Origin of the sequence: Photobacterium toruni (genome assembly GCF_024529955.1) — a bacterium.
In the GTDB taxonomy this organism is placed as follows: Bacteria; Pseudomonadota; Gammaproteobacteria; order Enterobacterales; family Vibrionaceae; genus Photobacterium; species Photobacterium toruni.
Map to the genome: position 1 here is coordinate 549,082 of NZ_AP024855.1, position 23,118 is coordinate 572,199.

The following is a 23,118-nucleotide window of genomic DNA, read 5'->3' on the forward strand; positions in this document are numbered from 1 at the left end:
ATAGGCAGTGACAAGAAATAACCTGCCACACCCTCTTTATGTAAGTCTATTGAGGTGTAAAATAAAAAGATTATCAATGCTAAGAATTACTTACCATTTTACTCTTTTTATTTAATCTCCACTTGATATACCACGGTACCGCTTTCACTTGGATTGAGTGAACCGGTCATTTCCCAGCGTACCTCACCTTCATAACCCGCAGCATTTGCACCATTTGGTGTTAATGCATTACAAGTTAAACCAACAGGTAGAACACCAGATGTACAATCAATCGCTAGATTTAAATCCGTATAAGCAGGCGTAGTATCAAATATTGTGACTTCTGTTATTGGACCACTACCCACATTGGTAAACTCAATAGAATATTCTAAAATATCACCCGGTTTACCGTCATTACTGGTACTTACGCCTGTCGCTTGAGTAATATTTTCCACTGTTTTATTAAGTTTCAACTCACCAGCACCTGAGAAAGTAGCACGAACTGTATCAGTATCTATCACTTGACGAGTAATTCCATGCCCGGTTGCAATACTATCCTCAAACGTCATATCCGCTTGAATATCATAATGATAAAGTGCATTTAATGGTGCATCAGCAGGAACAAATACTTTACTGATTAAACAAACACTACTATCACCACTTACAGCGACAGGGTTAATTATCTGACTATCAGCGCCATCAATTGAACCATTACAATCATTATCTTGATACAGTATTGCGCTCCAACCATCATTTGCTGGCTCCGTAGAGATATTTATAATGGTAAAGCTAACGCTACCTGCGGTTTCAGCTGTAAATTTATGGCTAAAGAGCACTCCTTTACCCGGCTCAGTTTCAGTGAAGTTATCAGGTTCCATCCGCGGCTCTTTCACTTTACCGAAGTTTAAGCCTGTTAAGTAATCTCCTGCGGCAGCATTAATTAACATCTGACTATCAATAACACTGGTATTGGTGACTTGAGTAAGCGCTGACACATTCGCCTCACTAATATCGATCCAATCTGCTTGTTTCACCACCTCAAGTACAAGATTTTCATTGGCAAGTGATACAGGGACAACTAATAGATAACCACCATCACCTGATGTCACTGTTGTCGCAACTACATCACCAGTAGCATACCCACCTGCACCCGTTCCATTATAGATAGCTCGAACCACCACATTACCAATACCTTCTTCACTGCCATCAAAGACGCCATCATGGGCTGCTGTTGCACCTCCCACTCCATTATCTTCAAAGACAAAGCCACTTAGTACAATCTGATTAATTAACTCAAATTGGTAATCTTCTACTTCACCATCAGCGGCTTCACCTGTTGGTGAATTACACGTTGCAGCGGTGCTACATAAACGGAAACGAACAAAGGTATCACCGTTATAACCTGCGGTCAGTCCTGCATCTAAATTGAAATCAAGATTCGTTGTGGCTGCTGTAATCAATTGGTCTTCAATAATCATCTCGCCACTATCAGCAAAATCACCATCGCCATTGAGATCAATAAATACATTTAAGAAACCCGCAGCTTGTGGCACTGATACGGTGACAGATGTTGATGTTGCGACCGTGATACTAGCAGGAAGAGTTACGCCATCTTCATCGTCAGAAGCTTGAAGATCATCGCCTGTTGCATCAGCGGAGAACTGGCTAACAAACTCACTGTCCCAATTAGTACCTAACGTAAGGTCTTGGTCACCATCTAGGGCTGGATCTCCATCATTACCCGTATCAGAATAATTGTGGAAAGCATCACCGTAAGAGACAGATGCATCACCATAATCACGAGCGTAATAACAACCAGCAGCATCATTACCTTGAACTGAGATATCAATACCTTCGGTTACAAACATCAACTCACCGGTAATCACATTCAGTTGATAAACCGCCGTCTTATCAATCAAATCATGAGCATTATCACCATCGGTATCGTGATCACCACCATTAGCAAAGGCGTAAAGCATAATCCCATCATCCATAATGGTTCCCCCCGCCCCAGCACTACCGGTATTCGTCACAGGAAGTAACCCGTTGAAGTTCACAGGATTTATTGTCACCGCTCCTGTTGTTGGATTGATTTGAATATAGTTACCACCTGGTAGGTCAACACCATATAACATACCGTCATTCGAGCTGAAGGAGAAATCGCCCCCCATAGTCGGTGTTGAAGACAACGCAATAGTAGTAAAGGTCTGGGTATTTAAATCAATTCGAACTAATGAATCCCAATTACCATTCATGATATAGAGATACTGACCATCAGGAGATACATCACCTCGAACAGGGAATCCGAGGCTAGTACCGCTACCTAAACGAGAGAAAATTTGATTATTGTTAAAGGTCGCAGAACCATTAACGGAATGAGTTAATGTTTGAGAACCATCCGCTCTAATCGTGCCAAGAGAAACAAACTCTGTGCCATCACGATCCGTTACAAATAAAATTACATCGTCATTAGTAGAGCTTCCATCAATAAAAGTACCGTAAAACAAACCATTTAGGCGATTAAAACCAATAGCATTAATATTTTCAGCATTTGGATAACCATTAATAACAATAGGACTCACAATATTATTTAATTGGGCAGGATTGGTGGTTGGATCAAATTCCGCAAAATCATAACCACTGGTATTATCGCCTTTGGTTTCAACAATAATGTCACACGTATTATCTCCATTGAGATTTGAAACAAGCACACGATAATCTTCAATCTCACCATCAGGTGCCGGCCCTATTGGATCAGGGAAGGTATTACCATCAGCGTCTAATGGTGTATTTGTTGTCGTATTAAAATCAGAACTAATACGTAAACGATAACCCACCACACTGTTACTAATATTTGCCCCAGAAGTACCCACATTATTCCATGTCAATGTTGCTGATGTTGTTCCACTTGGAATCATAATCCATGCACTTTCATCATCATCAAATGAGCCGCTATTATCAAAATCAATCCAGCCTGATAAATACGCATCACTGCCTGTTGTATTGACCACTGGTACTGTTTGCGTCACGGTAGGACTTGATACATCTGCTGTAATAAGAGCACTTAATACATCTTCATCATCAGGAGCAGTACCGTTATTATCATCACCTGCATAATCAGCATCAGGTTGACCATCATTTTCATTATCCGCCGCAACAGTACCAATATATAACCCTGTTTCTTCAGTTAAATGACGAGGGCCATTATTAGCCAATGTTGTCGGATAACCTGAAGTTTCAGGTGCATCTCCAAAATCTAACGGTAATGGTGCAAAACGACAACGCGCACCATCATTTTGGCTGGTTGCCGCATTCATCTGAGTGAAGTTGACTGCATTGTAACTACCTGAGGGAAGGCTTGGGTCTGAAATATCAATTCGAACAATACGGCCAGGATTTGGATTTTGAGAAGCGTAGAAAAAGCCTTGATCATCAAAGTAAACCGCACCCCATCCAACAGTAGTTATACCATTAGTACCAACAGAACCTAGATTCGTTCGAGTTCCTGTAATGGGATCAAACTTCACTAAATTTCCCGAAGGCGTTAAGGTATAAAGCATATTATCGATAGGATTAATCGCCATATCAGCCATCACAGGAGCCGATACTGTAACCTCACCGATTTGCTGTAAGTAAGTGCTGCTATTTGGATTAACATCAATACGATACATACTAGTACCAGTACTATTTATGAGTAACAGCACACCATTATCATCAATATCACCACTATTAATATTTGCAAGTACCATGGTGCTACCCGATATTGGTAATACAAAAGCAGAGCCTGCGCCATCAACCATTAAAACAGTATCAGTATCTTGAGTATTATCACCAATCAAGGTGTTAGTAATAAAGTTATACCCCGTACCACCAAAGACACCTGTGCCTGTTGGCAGAACATCATCATATAACGGTGTTACTGTACCCATAGCTAAATTAATACTAGTAATATCAGTTGGGCTATTACGCAACAGATAACCATCACTACTACAAGTTGGGAACGTCACAATGGTAAAATCAGCAAAGTTAACATCACTCACATCCGCTGTTAACGCAACTGATTGAATATTAGGTGAGCTAGAATGGACATTGATTGGATCACCAATTGTCGCACCAGCATAACCACCAGCATTTGGATCTAGTGTTCCAATGGTTGGTGGACAGGTTGGGTTAACTAAATCAGTTTCAAGCGCTGCTTCATAAACTTCATAGTTGCCACCAGGAATGGTCATTGAATAAGCACCCGTTGTTGCATCTGCCGTTGCGACAAAACACTCACTGGTTGTAGTGTTATAAGCAATCACCGGAACGGCTATACCAAGACCAGCTTCACCTACATCTTTAATACCATTAACTGACGGTGCAGTACTGCTGTCATCAAACACAAAACCAGACAATTCAAAACTACATACGGCAGGCGCGGTTGGTAATGTCGCAGTATTGATCACTTGACCATCACCACCATCATCGCCACACAATAACTGTCCAGAACACGTTGCAGTACCGGCACTAACATTGGCAGTAGCACCTGAACTATTAAATATAGCAGCACCACCACCACCACCAGCAGAACGTCCATGGCCACCAGATGAACTGGCGCCATTACCACCGACAGCATTAACAGTAAGTGTTGATAGAGATGCACCATCAGTATTGTATAGCAATACTGAACCACCCGCACCACCACCACCAGGGCTATCACCACCAGCATTTGGGGAGGTATTACCATTGGCATTAATCGTACCCGTTCCTGTTACTGTATTAGCACTGATATACACAATACCACCACCATCAGCACCATCTCGACCGACACCATTATTTTCTTGACCTGCACCACCACCGCCACCAAGGGTTAAGCGAGTAGGATCAGCCAGCCCAATACCTGTTCCTGGTTCTCCCGGATAAAAACTGGTTGAACTTGCATAGTTACCGCCTCTACCACCAGGGCCAACATTACCACCGCCACCACCACCAGAATTATAATTACCACCACCACCAGCATTTGCTGGCGCACCAATACCATAATCCCCATTGGTGTAACCTAAGCCACCAAGGCTAACTGGCGTTCCGGCAATACCCTCACCTTTACCACCATCGATATTGGTTGCTGACATCACATAATTAAGCCCAGTTGCAATACCATTTCCTGTATTTAGCGTACCACCGCGGAAACCTTTACCATTTACATCAATAATATTGCCATTAAGATCTAGAGTACCATTGACATAAAGCGACACAATACCACCACTAGAACCATTCCAGTCAGCAGCCGTAACAGCGCCAGTTAAACGTGCGTCTTCATACATTGGAATACGAACAACTTGGAAAGAACCACTTCCATCTGCTGTAAAACTATTTATCAGATTTTCACTTAATAACAACGTAGGATCAGTGAAGCTAGCCACTGTCGCAAATTCATATTGACCCGTTGTGCCGTAATCAACCCAACCACTGCCATACCCACCGGCAACGCCATTACCATAACTATCGGTATTAGTGGTATCAATTGAGGCATTTTGCATCTGAATAATCATTACTCGATCACCCGGATTTAAGGTTTCTGTTGTATTACCCGTTGCCGTACCAAGCGTAATACTATTCGTGCCCGTTAATGCATTTGCCGTTGCGGGGTAATAAGTATTAACCACACCCGTAATATCAACAGGAGTACCTGAAACGCCTTCAATATTGCCTGAATTTAAACATTGCGCGACTACAACAGCTGGCGTTATTGGTTGAATAGGCCCTTTCAAGATTGGAATTTGGTGATCTTCAACTTCACCATTAATCGCCGTACCGTTGTAATCATTTACGGTTAATGTTTCTGATGTGATACGCAGACGCATATAGGTTTCAGTTGCAACAGTTGTGGTATTTATTGAAGGGAAACTTAATGACGCACTACCGTCTGTCGCTGCATCAGCATCATTACACGCGGCTTGAGCAAATTCGCCACTGTCAGCAAAATCACCATCAGCATTGAAATCAACCCACGCATAGACATTTGCACCAATATCAACCGTGCCGTTATGATCGTTACAGATCACATCTTGAGTAAAGCTCGTAGCACCTTGAGATAAGAAACCAACCGTCGATATACCATCTTCATCATCAATATTTAGCGTATCATCATCGGTTGCATTACCATTATCATCAATACCATCGCCGAAGCCGTCACTATCACCGTCACCAACAATAGAACCCAAGCTTAACGTCGTATTACCAAGACGATGACGCGCACCGTTACTGGTAAATAAGGTGTTGTATCCTAGGGTTTCAGGGGCATCACCATAATCATAAGCAACATCAAGAATGATACGATGATCTTCAATTTCACCATCGTTAGCGACACCATGAGGCGTTGAACATACTGTTGCAGTTGAACAAACACGAACACGCACATAACTACCGCCATCAAGTACATCATCAGGTGTCGTAAAGCTCAATATAACGTCAGTATCATCATTCGTCGCATTAATACTCACGGGCGTTGCCGCTTCAGTCGTCACATCAAACGCACCATCACGATCAAAGTCTAACCATGCATAAACAGTGGCATCAACATCAGTATGTACTCGTACTGTGAGGGTTTCTGTACTACCTGGCTCTGCCGACATGACAGCCGGAATAGTCACACCATCTTCGTCATTAACACCCGCTAAATCATCATCTTGAGCAAGACCATTATCATCGATACCATCTACAAAGCCGTTAGCTTCAGCATCCGTTGCATTTGTACCAAGGAAAATGGTTGCACTAGGAATATGCATTGGGCCGATACCCTCACCACTGGCATTAGTACGATCGGTTCCATAGGTATCTGGCGCATCACCTAAATCAAATGTACCCATGACAATAAGATGATCTTCAACTTCACCATTAGTGGCGATTCCACCGATAGACGATGTTGTTAACATATCATTAGTAATACGAATACGTGAATAGGTAACTCCTGCCGTTAATCCTGTTAACCCTGTCCAATTAAATACATATTGCACTTCTGAAGAAGCATCAGGTACGATTTGAATTTGCCCTTCGCCAACCTCAAAGGTGCCACTTTGGTCAAAGTCAATCCAAACCGCGAGGTAAGCAACTGATCCTGAAGTATTTGACGCTTCAACGGTAAGGCTATAGTCACTCGCATTAACGTTAATCGGTGAAATGACATTAACGCCATCTTCATCATCAGGAGAAGCATTAGTATCATCACCATCTGCGGTAAGTGTTGGTATACCATCAGGCTCACCATCACTGGCTTGATCGCCAAGGAATAACGATGTATCACCATAATGGAATGGACCACCGCTTCCCGCTAAGGTTAAATACGTATCAGGGGCATCACCAAAATCAACATTGTCTGACACAGAAATCGCATACCCTTCAACTTCACCATTGGTCGCTTCACCAATCGCGGTACTACAGTCGGTAGTGGTATTACAAATTCTCACGCGAACATAAACAGTATCACCGTTAGTGATCGCGGTGGTAATTGGCCATGTCAGCACTTTTACAGTATCAATTTCGCCATCAGCAACAGCAATAGTCTGCATTTCAGACGCTTCTAGATCACCATCTTTATTCCAATCAGCCCACGCATATACATTACCATCAGTACCCGTAGTATTGGTGGTAGTAACACGCACTGAATATTGAGTAGCGGTACTCGATAACGGTAATATCTCGACACCATCATCAGTATCACCATTGGCTGCAACCGTTGCATACGCATCAGTTTCACCGTCAGGTGCCGTACCTATAAAGATATTGGCACCAAGTTGATGACGAGGACCATCAAATTGGAATGCTGTTACATAATCACCTGTCGCAGTACCGGCCCCTGAATCTGGTAAATCATCAAAGTCAAGCTCTACATTTGAACAATTTCCATTCACATTGGCATCATCAGCTAACCAATTATTACGCGCTAAGAATGCACTTTGATCTTCGTAGTAGTCATACACGAAATTCATTAAATCTTGGTAAGGTGTAAGATTACTTGAATAATAATTTGGCGTGAAATAGAACTGACGCTCACCAGAACCAACCCATGGACCTGTATGCGTTCGAGGATATCCATAACCACCGGTTGTGGTTGGATCGTATGGAATCAACCACGCCATCGCATCAACGTTATTACAAGAACCCGTTACCGTTGGTAGCGTATAAATCACACTACGATGATCAATACCTGTAATGGTTGATAGCGTACCCGTGGTTGCTACTGTTGCTTGGGTTGATAATGCGCCAGGACCATCAGATGGGTGGAAACGAGGTAGTGTTGTTGGTCCTGCATACCCTGCAAAACCCGTAGCACTTGTACCAGGGAACCCTACTTGTTGTCCCATGTATGCATTAATACGCGTGGTGGTTGCATCAGCGAACGTATCACCTTCAACAAGAGACAGCAGTACACCACCTTGATTTCGGTAATCAAGTAACGCATCAATTTCAGCGGTTGTATCAGGGCTAGTTCCGCCTGCTAAATCTGATTGGTAAAGAATGAATTGATAATCACGCAAGGTGAAATCAGTGGTAATATTATCTGCTGGCACAAGAAGATCGTAAGTTACATAACCAACCCCATAATTATTTTCCATAAGAGCGACAGTATTATTTGCCGTATTTGGTAGCGTATATTCAATCGCACCTGAATCTTGCTGAATTAACATGTGGAAGGTGACTTTATGGTAATGATCTTCTATCTCACCATCGGTCGCCGCACCTTGTGATCGTTCATCAATCGTAGTAGCACCATCATCAACTAAGGTATCGGTTGTTAAACGTAAACGAACATAACTATCACCAACATTACCACCTTCAGCATTTGATAAATTAGTCCAAGCGACACTAATTGGAAGATCCGTTACGCCATCAGCAACCGCAACGCTGGTATACTCATCAAGTTGGAATTCACCATCCAAGTCATGATCAACCCATGCATGCAATGTTGCAGCACCGCCAGTGTTATTTGTTACTGTGGTATCAAATGACCATGTTGTCATTGACGGAGAAAGCACAGGGAAAGTAGGGACAGTTTCATCAGCCGTAGCATTATTATCATCACCATCAGCTGCCACACTTGGTTGACCATCAACATCGGCATCAGCCGCTGTCGTACCTATATAAAGGTTTGCTGAAGGTGCATGATTGGCACCATTATTTGTTGCTAAAGTATGATAAGCATCAGGTGCATCACCCCAATCTTGAGCTGTTAACACTGAGATTCTAAAGTCTTCAACCTCACCCGATGTCGCGATGCCACCAGCATCAGTCGCGGTTAAACCATCACTATTTGGCGCTAAACGTGCTCGTCCAAAATAATAGCCCGCCGTCACAGGCGTTAGACTATTCCAACTTGGGTTATAAGCAGTATTTATACCTGTTGAAGTAGCACTAATAACTTGCCCTTCAGCAGCATCAAATACGCCATTTTGATTCCAATCAATCCATACAATAAGATCCGCATTTGCACCTGTATTATTCAGTACATTTGCATCCAATGTATAACTGGTTGCGCCTAAAACTAATGTTGGTAATGCAATACCATCTTCATCAGCAGTTGCTGTAATATCATCAAGTAACGCATCACTACTTCCATCAGCATCTTCACCATCAGTAGCTGATGTACCTAAACGTAGCGTAGTACTAATCGGATGAATTGGTCCACCGTCAGCAAAACGAACAAGGTATGAATCAGGGGCATCACCACCATCATATCGAACGCTATCACTTAATAAATAGTGATCTTCTATTTCACCATTTGATACGCCACCATAAGAGCGAGGATCTTCATTAACGCCTGTTGCACTATCGGCTAATAATTCAGAGGTAATACGCACACGCATATAGCGGTTTTGACCAGCGGCTAATCCTGTTGTTGCCGTCCAATCCAACTCTACAGAACTATTTGTTAAGCCTGTTGAGGTAACAATTGCACCACCAGTACCTGTGCCATTATCAACAAATTCATCACGATCAAAACGACCATTACCATCGAAATCAATCCAAGCATAAATATAAGCATCACTGCCAGTATTATTGGTCACCATAGCATTTGCGCTATAGCTACCTTGGGTTGTTGTTAATGGTGGTAAAATTAAGCCATCTTCATCATCACTAGCTGCAATATCATCGCCTGATGCTTGAAGTGCTATGGTTGGTGTTTGAGCATCATTATCTGCATCTGGCACTGTACCCATAAACAGATTGCTATCAACACCATGGAATGGACCACTATCTGATTGGGTTGTTCGATAATTATTCGCTCCGACATTTGCAGCCTCATCAGGCGCATCACCGTAATCAAACTCACCCACAAAGACCATGTAATCTTCAACTTCACCATCTAATGCTTGGCCTGCCCAATCATTCGCGGTGAGATCTGTCAGATAGCTAATTCGAATACGTAATGCCATCGAGCCATTTGTTAAGCCTGAAATGCCATTCCATGTTAATACTGCGGTTTTAACGCCATTAAAGTATGGAATATTATCAGTGCTAAATGGCGCATCACCTGTCGTATCATAATTAACGGTTGAAACAACTTCAGCAGCACTAAACTCACCATCTTGATTAGTATCAAGCCATGCGACTAACGTTGCCGGATTACTGGCAAGTTCAGAGTTCCGTAAGGTAACTGGCACACTATAAGAGGTAGCCGCAATAGCGATATTCGCTAATGGTTGCGATAAACCATTCTCATCATCACTGCCATTGTTATCATCCCCTGATGCATCACTGCTTGGTTGACCATCGGTTTCTGCATCAATCGTTGCAGTACCTAAATAAACCGAAGCACTATTACTACGTCCGTGGAATGGACCATCACTGGCACTTAAGGTTTGATACGTGTCAGGCGCATCACCCATATCTTGATCACCGATATAGATTAAATGATCTTCCACCTCACCATCACTGGCACCAAATAGCGAACGAGTATCTTCTAATGTACCCGTATTGAGATTAACTAACTCATTAGTGGTTAAACGGAAGCGGGTTAATGTAAAGCCAGAAGTAAGACCAGTGAAACTGTTCCATGTAATATCAATAGAGCCACTGGTTCCTGTTGGTACAACAACTTCAGCCACTTCATCAGAGCCAAATTGACCATTACGATCCCAATCAATCCAGCCATACAATGTCGCATCTTGTCCGGTATTATTAGTCACATTAACCGCAGCAGTATAACTGCTAGGGACAGGCGAATTATCTAACGCACGTAATGTCACGCCATCTTCATCATCACTTCCAGTTGTATCATCTCCATCAGCTTTAATTGGTCCGCTACTTGGATTCGCATCTGCTTCGCTATCAGGGACACTATTACCAATATATATATCAGCATCAATAACATGATATGGACCATCATCAGCTAAACGAGAACGATAATCACCTGATCCTGCTGCAGTTCCGACAGATCCATCTTCAGCATCACCGAAATCTAGCGCCCCGATATATATTTGGTGATCTTCCACTTCGCCATTAATGGCTTCGCCACCCCAATCATTAGCGGTTAGAACAGAGTTCGTTAGACGTAGGCGCATATAAGTACTGCCTGCGGTTAATCCACTTATTCCAGTCCACGTTAATTGGGTTGTTGGCGTTGCACTGGTACTGGTATTGGTTGCATTTACAATCGAGGTTAATTCAGTAAACTCGCCAGCATCAGCAAAGTCACCATCTTGGTTAAAATCAATCCAACCATATAAATGAGCATCACTGCCTGTCGCATTATAGAGAGGAACACCAACGGTATAAGAGGTATCAGTAGTAGCTAAAATTGGGAATGGCGTAAGATCATCGGCATTTTCATCATCAATACCGTCAGTATCATCCCCTACCGCACCATTAGATGGCTGACCATCTTGATCATGTCCGTTATCATGATTATTACTTCTGATATATAGGTTAGCGGTATTATGACGATGGTAAGGTCCACCACTGGTATACAAGGTGTCATAAGAATCAGGGGCATCACCACCGTCATAGGTTTCTACTCGAACATAATAATCTTCAACTTCACCATCACCCGCGCCACCATAAGAACGTGGATCTTCAACTATGGTGCCATTTTTTGTATCAGCTAATAAATCGGTAGTAAAACGAATACGAATATAAACATCAGTACCTGTCGCGATACCAGGGAATGAATTCCAGCCTAGATTGGTTGTGGTATTAGTATTACCAGTATTAATTTCTCGCGGCGCTGCTGTATTTCCACCAAAGAATTCATCACGATCAAATCGACCATTGCGATCAAAATCAATCCAAGCATACAGATACCCTTTACTGCCACTATTATTGGTTACCGTCACAGGAATGTTGTAGGTCGTATTGGTGTTGTTTAATGGTGGAATAAACGCGCCATCTTCATCATTACTGCCCGTAATATTATCGCCTTGAGCAAAGGCCGTGGTTGGATCGTTAGCGTCATTTTCACTATCGAGTAAAGCACCCATCAATATCGTATTATCGATACCATGATAAGCACCGTTATCACTCAAAGTGGTACGGTAGTTATTAACACCTATGTTAGCCGCACTATCAATGGCATCACCAAAGTCAAACTGCCCAACATAAACAACGTAATCTTCAACTTCACCGCCTTGAGCAATACCACCCCAATCGTTGGCGGTTAAACTGGTATTAGCAACCCGAATACGCAGTCCCATTGAACCTTGCGTTAAACCTGAAATACCATTCCACGTCAGCGTTACTTTATTGGTTAAGTTATTACTGCTGGTTGGTAAATTATCAGACGCAAAGGTTGAGTTACTAAACGGTGTTCCGGTTGCAACGACATTTAAATCATCAACAACTTCATCGGCACTGAAGCTACCATCTTGATCTGTATCTAACCAAGCCACTAACGTTGCATTAGAGCCAGAGTAATTGTAAACCGCAAGATCAACACTGTAGCTAGTAATACTGGTAGCAACGGTAGTTAATGGCTCAACCAATCCAGTCTCATCATCAACACCCGTATTATCATCACCTAATGCCGCTGCATCTGGGTATGCTTGATCGTCATCATCAATATTATTAGCACCTAGATACAGGTTACTCACATAGTAATGCGCGGGGCCACCACTAACAGGTAAAGTTAAGTATGAATCAGGTAAGTCACCTAGATCAGTATTTTCAGCCGTGACAAAGAAATCTTCAACTTCACCGTCTTGAGCGGCGCCTAACGAACGCTCATCAACGGTTGCTGTTGCATCACCATCAGAGAGTAACTCTGTTGTTAATCGTAATCGTACCCCATAAGTTCTTGCATCCACTAATGCAGTATCTGTAGTAAAGGTAACGGTATAAGTCTCTGTACCCGTACTGGCTGGAATGGTTATCACGCCATTACTCACCGCTTGCGTTGAACCACTGCTATTAATAGATGCTTGAGCTATTTCATCACTTTCAAAATTACCATCACGATCCCAATCAATCCATGCATATAAATATGCGATAGAAGTTGAACTATTTGTCACCGTAATATTGGTGTCGTAATTATCACCAGCATCTAAATCAGGTAACGCAATATCTGCTAAGGCATTTTCATCATCAATCCCCGTGATATTATCACCTGTCGCATCTGTACTCTGAGGGGTTGCGCCATCAACATCAGGAGCTACCGTGCCTAGGTATAAATTAGGCTCAGCGGCAACATTATGATAAGGCCCACCAAAGGTTAGATTCGTTTGATAATTATTTGCCGCCGTTGCTGAAGAAGTATCGGGTAAATCACCTAAATCTTGACCACCGATTTGAATCATAAAGTCTTCGACTTCACCATCAGATGCACGACCACCAGTATCAGTTGCTGTTAATGGATCGGTCGTTAAACGGAAACGAATAAAGGTATTACCAACAGAAAGGTTTTGCATCTGATTTGAATCGAAAGAATAGGTATAAACACCATTCTGAGCCGTAGGAATAATATCAACTCGACCTTCAATTTCATCAAAAATACCATTACGGTTACTGTCAATCCAACCCGCCAGATAGGCATCATTACCTGTTGTATTACGTACTGTGAGCTCTAAGCTATGGCTTGAACCGTTAATCGGAATTGAAGTTAATGGTTGGCTGGTACCATTTTCATCATCACTACCATTATTATCATCACCAAGAGCATCAACAGACGCTAATACAATTTCATCACCATCAATGGTTGAAGTACCTAAATACAAGTTAGTGTTATTGGTAATAATATGGTGTGGGCCACCAAGCAGTGGATCAACTAAATAACTTGCAGGCGCATCACCTAAATCTTGTAGGCCAAAGAAAATACTATGATCTTCAACTTCACCACCCGCTTCACCGCCTAATGATGAAATATCACTAATTTGCCCAACTAAACGGTTAGTTAATCGTAAACGCACAAATGAGGTTGTGTTATTGGTAACGGCAGGAATCGTCGCCCACTCAAGCTCTACTGGCGTATTACTTGACCCCGTTGGCACAACTGCAATTTGTCCTTCACTATCATCAAATTGACCATTTCGATTGAAATCAATCCACACAGCCAAGGTGGCAATATTACCCGTCGTATTTGTAACTGGTACGGTAATCTTGTATGAATCCATACCATTAAATAATGGCGGTAATGTAATTGGTCCTTCATCATCGGTTGCATCAAGATCATCGGCAGTTGCAGTTATATCTTGTAATGTTCCATCATCAATATCAGGCGCCGTATTACCAATATATAAACCATTAACGAATAAGTGGTAAGGACCAAAATAGTTATAGAGTGTTTGATAGTTATTTGCAGCTGTTGCTGAAGAGGTATCTGGCGCATCACCAAAATCAGGATCACCTACATAAACATAATGATCCTCAACTTCACCATTTTTGGCAATTCCACCCCAATCAGTGGCGGTTAAAATATCAGATGTTAAACGAAGGCGTAACGCCATATTACCTGTTGTTTGCCCACTGATACCAGCCCATGTTAACTGAGTCGTTGGGGCTGTTTGTGCTGAAGTATTAGTTCCATTAACAAGCCCTTCAAGTAAAGCAAACTCGCCAGCATCATCAAAATCACCATCTTGATTTAAATCTAACCAAGCATAAAGATTTGCGTCAGCCCCTGTTGCGTTATAAAGCGGAACCCCTACGGTATAACTGGTATCCGTCAATGTTAAAATAGGAAGTGGAACTAAACTGTCCGCATTTTCATCATCAGTGCCATCGTTATCATCACCATTTGCAGCAGTCGTTGGTTGTCCATCTTCATCATGATTATTATCATGGGTTGCATCTCGAATATATAAATTCGCATTGGTATGATAATGAGCAGGTCCACCGTTACTGTATGATGTTTGGTAGCTTTCAGGTAAATCACCACCATCATAGGTATCTACGCGTAAATAATAGTCTTCAACTTCACCATCAACTGCACCACCAAATGAACGTGGATCTTCCGTTGTTCCTGTAACTGCATCACTTAATAATTCACTGGTTAAACGTACACGAACATAAACATCAGTATTATTAGCAATACCAGGGAAGCTATTCCAATTAATATTGGCGACAAAATTAGACACACCAGAATTAACAACTATCGGCGCGCCCGCTGCACCACCAGCAAATTCATCTCGATCGAAACGACCATTACGATCAAAATCTATCCATGCATAAATATAGGCATCACTACCAGTATTATTAGTAACAACCGAGCGAACACCATAATTAATCACAGAATTATGTAATGGCATAATAAAGACACCATCTTCATCATCACCATTTGCATCTTCATCATCACCCAGTGCCAATATGGCGGGTGTATTGGCATCATTTTCTGTATCTGGTGCAGCTGCACCTAAATACAAATTATTATTCAAGCCATGATATGGACCACCGTCATTTAACGTGGTTCGATAATTATTTGCCGCAACGCCATTAGTGGTATCGGGTGCATCACCAAAATCATAATTACCAATAAATATTTGATGATCTTCTACTTCACCATTAAGGGCGAAGCCACCCCAATCATTGGCGGTCAATGCATCATTAGTTAAACGAATACGGACATAAGTGCTGCCCTGTGCTAAGCCACCAATACCGCTCCAAGATAATTGTGTCGTTGGTGTAGCCTGATTTAAGGTATTAGTACCATTAACAATATTTTCTAATGCCGTAAATTCACCAGCATCCGCAAAATCACCATCTTGGTTAAAATCAATCCATGCATAAAGATTAGCATTCACGCCGGTTCCATTATAAAGCGGAACCCCTAATGTATAGGTTGTATCTGAAACTCCAAGTAGTGGGATCTTTGTTAATGAATCAACATCTTCATCATCAACACCATCATTATCATCACCATCAGCACCAACAGTTGGTAAACCATCGGTATCATGGGCATCATCATGGGTTGCACTGCGAATGTAAAGATTGGCATTCACATGATAATGCGCAGGTCCATCACTTAGATATAAGGTGTCATATGTATCTGGCGCATCACCACCATCATAGGTATCAACACGAATATAATAATCTTCAACTTCACCATCGGTAACACCACCATAAGAGCGAGGATCTTCTATTGTTCCCGTTGCAGAATCAGATAATAAGTCAGTGGTAATACGGAATCGTGCATAGACATCAGTATTCACCGCAATACCAGGGAAACTATCCCATATTGCATCAAATGAACTCGTCGTTGTACCCGTTGAGATAGTAATCGGAGAGCCCGCAGCACCACCTATAAATTCATCACGATCAAATCGTCCATTACGGTCGAAATCAATCCATGCATAAATATAAGCATCAGCACCACTATTATTCGTTGCTGTCACTGGAAGTGTATAAGTTGTCGTTGAATTGTGCAGAGGCAAGATAAAGACACCATCTTCATCATCACCATTAGCATCTTGATCATCACCTAATGCCAATACAGCAGGTGTATTGGCATTATTTTCAGTATCTGGCGCAGCAGCACCTAAATAAACATTTGTATCTAAGCCATGGTAAGCACCTTGATCATTAAAGTTAGTACGATAATTATTCGCACTTACTCCATTTGCAGTGTCTGGCGCATCACCAAAATCAAAATCACCAATAAATATCTGATGATCTTCTACTTCACCATTTACAGCGATACCTCCCCAATCATTGGCTGTTAAAATATCACTGGTTAAACGAAGGCGAACAAATGTGCTGCCTTGAGTTAATCCTGAAATACCGGTCCAATTAAGCTCGGTTGTCGGCGTTGTTTGATTTGATGTATTGGTACCCTGACTAATATTTTCTAATGAGGTAAATTCACCAACGTCAGCAAAATCACCATCTTGGTTAAAATCAATCCACGCATAAAGATGAGCATCAGCACCGGTCCAATTATAAAGTGGCACACCCAAGGTATAGGTAGTATCTAATACGCCTAATAATGGAATACGCATTAAAGAATCTACATTTTCATCATCAGTACCGTCGTTATCATCACCATCACCATTAGGTGTAGGCTGCCCATCGGTATCATGACTATTATCATGAGTCGCATCACGAATATAAAGGTTTGTATTACTTTGAGTATGTGATGGACCATTACTGGTATATAAGGTGTCGTAACTATCTGGCGCATCACCACCATCATAAATATCTATTCGTAAGTAGTAATCTTCAACTTCACCATCAGTAGCAATACCAAATGAACGCGGATCTTCAGCAGTGCCTGTCGCTGAATCAGTTAATATATCAGAGGTTAAACGTAAACGAATATAGACATCACTATTAACAACAATGCCTGGGAAACTATTCCATGAAATAGTGACGTTACCATTATTGGTACCTGTTGGAACAGTGATTGGTACTCCCGCCGCACCACCTGCAAACTCATCACGATCAAAACCACTAGTACGGTCAAAATCAATCCATGCATAAATATAAGCATCACTGCCGGTGTTATTAGTAACCGTAACGGGTAAATCATATGACGTTGCACTTGAATGAAGCGGAATTAACAGTGCGCCATCTTCATCATCACCATTAGTATCAAGATCATCACCATCAGCACCACTAGCAGGATTATTGGCATCTTGCTCAGCATCAATTGAAGCACCAAAGAATAGTTGACTATTGACACCATGACGAGGACCATTATCACTCAATAATGTACGTTGATTATTAACTGAAACACCAATACTAGTATCTGGCGCATCACCAAAGTCGTAGCTACCAACAAGCACATAATGATCTTCAACTTCGCCATCAGGTGCAGCACCACCCCAACCCGTATTAGCTAATCCAGCAGTGGTATAACGTAAACGTAGTGCTGCATTACCGTCACTTTGCCCTGTAATACCTGTAAACGTTAAGGTAATAGGAGATGACACCGTTGTACCTGTTGGTACCGTTACTACGACATATTCTGCCGCTTCAAACTGGTTATTTTGATTCCAATCCAACCAGCCATAGAGATAAGCATCAACACCAGTGTTATTATGAACAGGTACTTGAACAGAATAACTATTAGCGGTTAATGGTAAAATAGGAGTTGGAGTACTAAAGGCATCTTCATCATCACTGCCAGTAACATCATCACCATCTGCATTTGGCGTTGGTTGACCATCGCCATCACTATCAATCGTTGTGCTACCGATATAAATATTACTAATATTACTCAAGCCATGATAAGGCCCACCGCTAAGCCCTAGCGTATCAAAGCTATCGGGTAAATCACCAAAATCTTGATCGGCAACTTGCAGTGCATAATCTTCAACTTCACCGCCATCAACATAACCATAAGAACGTGGATCTTCAACCGCGCCTGCTACTGCGTCGGTCAAGGCTACTGGTGATAAACGGGTACGTAAATAGACCGTAGTATTATTCGTTGGTGGTGTAATTGTCCCCCAAGACAACGGCATAGTGGTTGCACTTGCACCATTTGCAACAATTATTGCACCACCAGGTCCCGCACCATTTGAAATAAACTCATCACGATCAAATTCACCATCACGGTTCACATCTAACCATGCATATAAGTAAGCATCAGCACCTGAAGTATTGGTCACTGTTGTTTGAGTATTATAAGCCGTTGCACCACTGGTTAACGGTTGAATTAATAAACTGTCTTCATCATCAATACCGTCAGCATTATCACCTGATGCGGTGGTATTTTGTAAGCCATCAACTTCAGTATCGGTTGCGTTTGCACCTAAAAATAAATCATCATCAATAGAGTGACGAGGACCATCATCAGCTAACGTGGTTCGATAATTACCAGTACCAATTCCAACACCTGTATCTGGTGCATCACCAAAATCAATACTGATGATAACTTCGCCATAATCTTCGACCTCACCGTCAATACTTGAGCCATTAGGCGTATTACAATCACCAGATGAACACAACCGGAAGCGTGCATAGGTGTCGCCTAAAATAGCATTCACAGGAGTCGTTATGGTGTAAGTTGTCATACCCACTGGTGCCGTTGTATTGCTAATTACCTGTTCGTTTGCATCATCCCAATCACCGTCTCGGTTCCAGTCAATCCAGCCATAAAGATGAAAAGATGTTCCAGCATAATCAGGATCCTTACCAATTGTGACCTCAATATCGCGGTCACGATTGAGTACATAAATACCGTTTGCCGCTACGCCATCTTCATCAGCAAGATCAACTAAATTATCACCATCGGCGATACTAGTAGGTTGTCCATCAATATCAGTATCTAATAACACCCCTAAAAACAGATCTGGATTATTATCAGTATCACCATCAATAACAATATGGTTGGCACCATCATTAGCTCTTAATGTTTGGTAATCACCCATTGCGGTTGACATCGATGTATCAGGTGCATCACCCCAGTCTTTGTTATCAACATCAACAATAATATTGGCACTAAATTCAGACGTATCCTGCAACTCACCTAAACCCCCCGTCGTAGTTCGTTGTGCTATTACGGTAATTTCATCACCAACGTTAATACCGGCAACTGCAAATGAACTATCAAACGTTGAGCCTGATTGACCCGTAATATTACCTAAATACGTTAATCCTTCACCAGCATTTAACCCATCACTACCTAATTCACCCGTACCAACACTGGCTTTATATACTTCAAAAGTAAATTCACCCGTGGCACACATATCACCAATAACACGTAAATTTGCACCTTCTAAAAAAGCATAAGTAATTTGTGGGCGAGCTAAATTATTATTAGCCCCCGTTCCAGTATCGTTATTACATAAATCAGTATTTAATGAAACGCCTTCACCCGTTGCGACATTATGAAGGTCAATAGCATTATCAGTATTACCTTCAAAACTATTTTTAGTAATTAAATAACCTTCAATATTGGTATTGCCATCAATAGCAACACCTGAGTCACCATTATTATGAATAATATTACATTCAATGACAGATAGTTGACCACTTTGGAAATGAACCCCATTATCGTCTGCATTTTGAATATCATTACTGGTGATGGTTTGGAATAAATCTACATTTGATGTATTACGTTGATAAATGGCATCGCTGGTTGCATCACGCATTATATTACCAGCAATATTAAGATAAGCAGGCACACCGTAACGAATATAAACATTGTGATACGGTGTTGCTGTGGTAGAAGTAGAACCCAATAATTGGTTTTGTATTACTTGCCAATTAACAACATTGGTTTGGCTATTTAAATTATTTAAGGTGATATTATTATGTGCTGTTTTTACTGCGTTGTTACGAATAATACCACTGTCACCATTGAGTGAACCATTACCTGCATTTGCAATCGCAATACCAGCACACCCTAATGATGTACCACAGGTTTCTTGTCCAATAACCGCATCATTACCAGCAGGATCAATACCAATTAGGTTTTGTTCAATTACCGTATCAGTAATTCCCGCTGAATAAATATTAATACCTAAAGAACCGCCAGTAAGAGAGACATTACGTACCGTGGTATTATCCGCATTAATAATTAATAACTCTGCGGCATAAGCACTAGCATTCGTTGGCATATCAATTTGAAGTTCAGGTTTTGCTAATGCAGGAATGGTTTCAACACTACATCCATCAGAGCTACCGACGGTTTGTGCTTCTGAATAATTACCAGCGTTTGAATCGATGACCGTTGTGCCGTCAGTATTACTGTACGCCGTACCATCTATAATAGTATTCGCACCATTTGTTCCAGTTATTGTCGTTAAAGAGGTCGTTGGAGAAACAACCCACCAATCGCCAGAGGGATCTGTATCATTGACAGGAACGGTAGGTACAAAACGCATTTCATTAGCACCAACAATTCTATTGGCATTAATAATAAATTGATTTAAAGAACCTTGCGCAGAGGTATTAGTATTAGTAACGACGTTATACGAGAAACCAAAATCAACATTGGTCTGATTTGTTGATGTAAATGATAAATCAACTTTTGATATGTGTTCGCGCGTAGTTGAGTTGGTGGTGACATCAGCGCGATCGCCATCAATACCACCATAACACGCACCAGATGCCGTTAATGGTGTATCGCCTGAGGTTGCATCACCATTACTGTCACAAAAAGCATTGGTATAGGTATTACTGGCCGCATAAGTTTGTTCTGAAATAGCAGTACTGTTCGTCGGTGGCGCAGTTGCAACAAAATACGTATCAATCGGTAGTTCAGTAAAAGAATAAGCACCACTTGATGTGGTTACTTGCTGGAGATAAGTATCCCCCGCACTAGGAACGCCATCATTATCATCATCACGATAAAGTCTAACGATTACCTCATTGGGCGTTACGCTGTCAGAGGAAATATCACTATCACCATTTTCATCTAAATAAACCGTACCGCTAATATCAAAACAACCAATACAAAAACGGTAATCTTCCACTTCACCACTATCAACCGTAGTTGAAATTGTTGCCGTCGTTAACGCTGCATTTGAGATTCTAAACCGAGAAAAGAAATATCCGGTATTACTTCGATCTGCAGCATCAACAATATAATCTACATTACATGTAAAGTTCGCCCCTGATATATTAGTACAATCAGCATTAGAAGAGCCCGCAGCAGGAACCGTTATCGCAACCCCCTCATCAGCTTGAAAGGTATTATCTTGATCCCAATCAACCCAACCAACAAAGGTACGCGGCGAGCCGGTATTGTTGTAAACACTAGCAGAAACTGAAACGGCCCCTGTGCCGACATCAATTTCAGATTGAGGAAAACCTGTTATACCATCATCAAAAGAATCGGAATTTGCTAATGCACTATTGCGATTTGCAGTTTCAAAACTAACATTCGTCCCAAAACGCAAATTGAGACCAGTTAGATCGACATTATGACGAGCAACACCATAACTACTTGGTGCATCTGTTGCTTCAAAGTTACACGCATAACCTGAAGTATTTACTCTTACACCACCATCATCACCCGCTCCGCTTGATGAACCACCAGAGGCTGGTGTTTGGGTTCCTTCTATCTGAATACTGGTAATTGATGTCATCCAAGAAGGTAATAATATTTGCGAACCATGAGGATATTGACCAAAACTTGTTACGCCAACATTACCACCACCACTCTGCATTGAAGCGCCGCCCTGAGCAGATAAATTGGCCGTATTTTGACTGTCATTTGGCGTAACTAATTGAGCTACCGTTGTGCCATTAACTTTTAATCGAATGGTAATAGATTCAGTGTAGTCCCCGCGCCCCGTCCACTGATTACCGTTGTTCCACCCCCAATTGGCACTAATAATTATTCGACCACCAGAGCCAGTACCGCCGGTTAAATTAGTATTATAAACCCCGATATTTCGAGTTCCCCAGCCATTACCGCCATCACCATCAAAATAATATTGTCCGCCTGACGTTGTCGGTGAGGCATAGCTTTGAGAACACTGTTGAGCTTGAGCAATAGCGCTGTTAAATAACAACCCACCACAAAAACAAACAAGCATTAATACTCTACGGATAATTTTCATCTTTTCCATAACTCAACCAACGTAGTTAATCAGGGAACGAAAAAGAATGCAAAAACCACGCCTGTTATTTAAGTACGTTTATTGATGGGGATTAATGAGTAGCGGAAGGTCTAAAATAAGCAGAGTATCAATTAAAGAAACATCATGAAAAATATAAAAAAATATGTTTTTTTTAAATAAAAACGTTATCGATTCTTTATAATAAGAAACAATGACACTA

General features: G+C 41.6%; 1 protein-coding gene. It reads right to left on the reverse strand.

The window, feature by feature from the left end:
- Positions 1 to 107: 107 nt before the first annotated feature.
- Positions 108 to 22,907 (reverse strand): GEVED domain-containing protein, encoded by a 22,800-nt coding sequence (locus OC457_RS16740; RefSeq protein WP_144379590.1) that lies wholly within the window; start codon positions 22,905 to 22,907, stop codon positions 108 to 110.
- Between the last annotated feature and the right edge of the window lie 211 nt (positions 22,908 to 23,118).

Excerpts from the sequence above, each read along its gene's own strand:
- OC457_RS16740 (WP_144379590.1), bottom strand. The coding sequence starts at position 22,907 with ATGGAAAAGATGAAAATTATCCGTAGAGTATTAATGCTTGTTTGTTTT.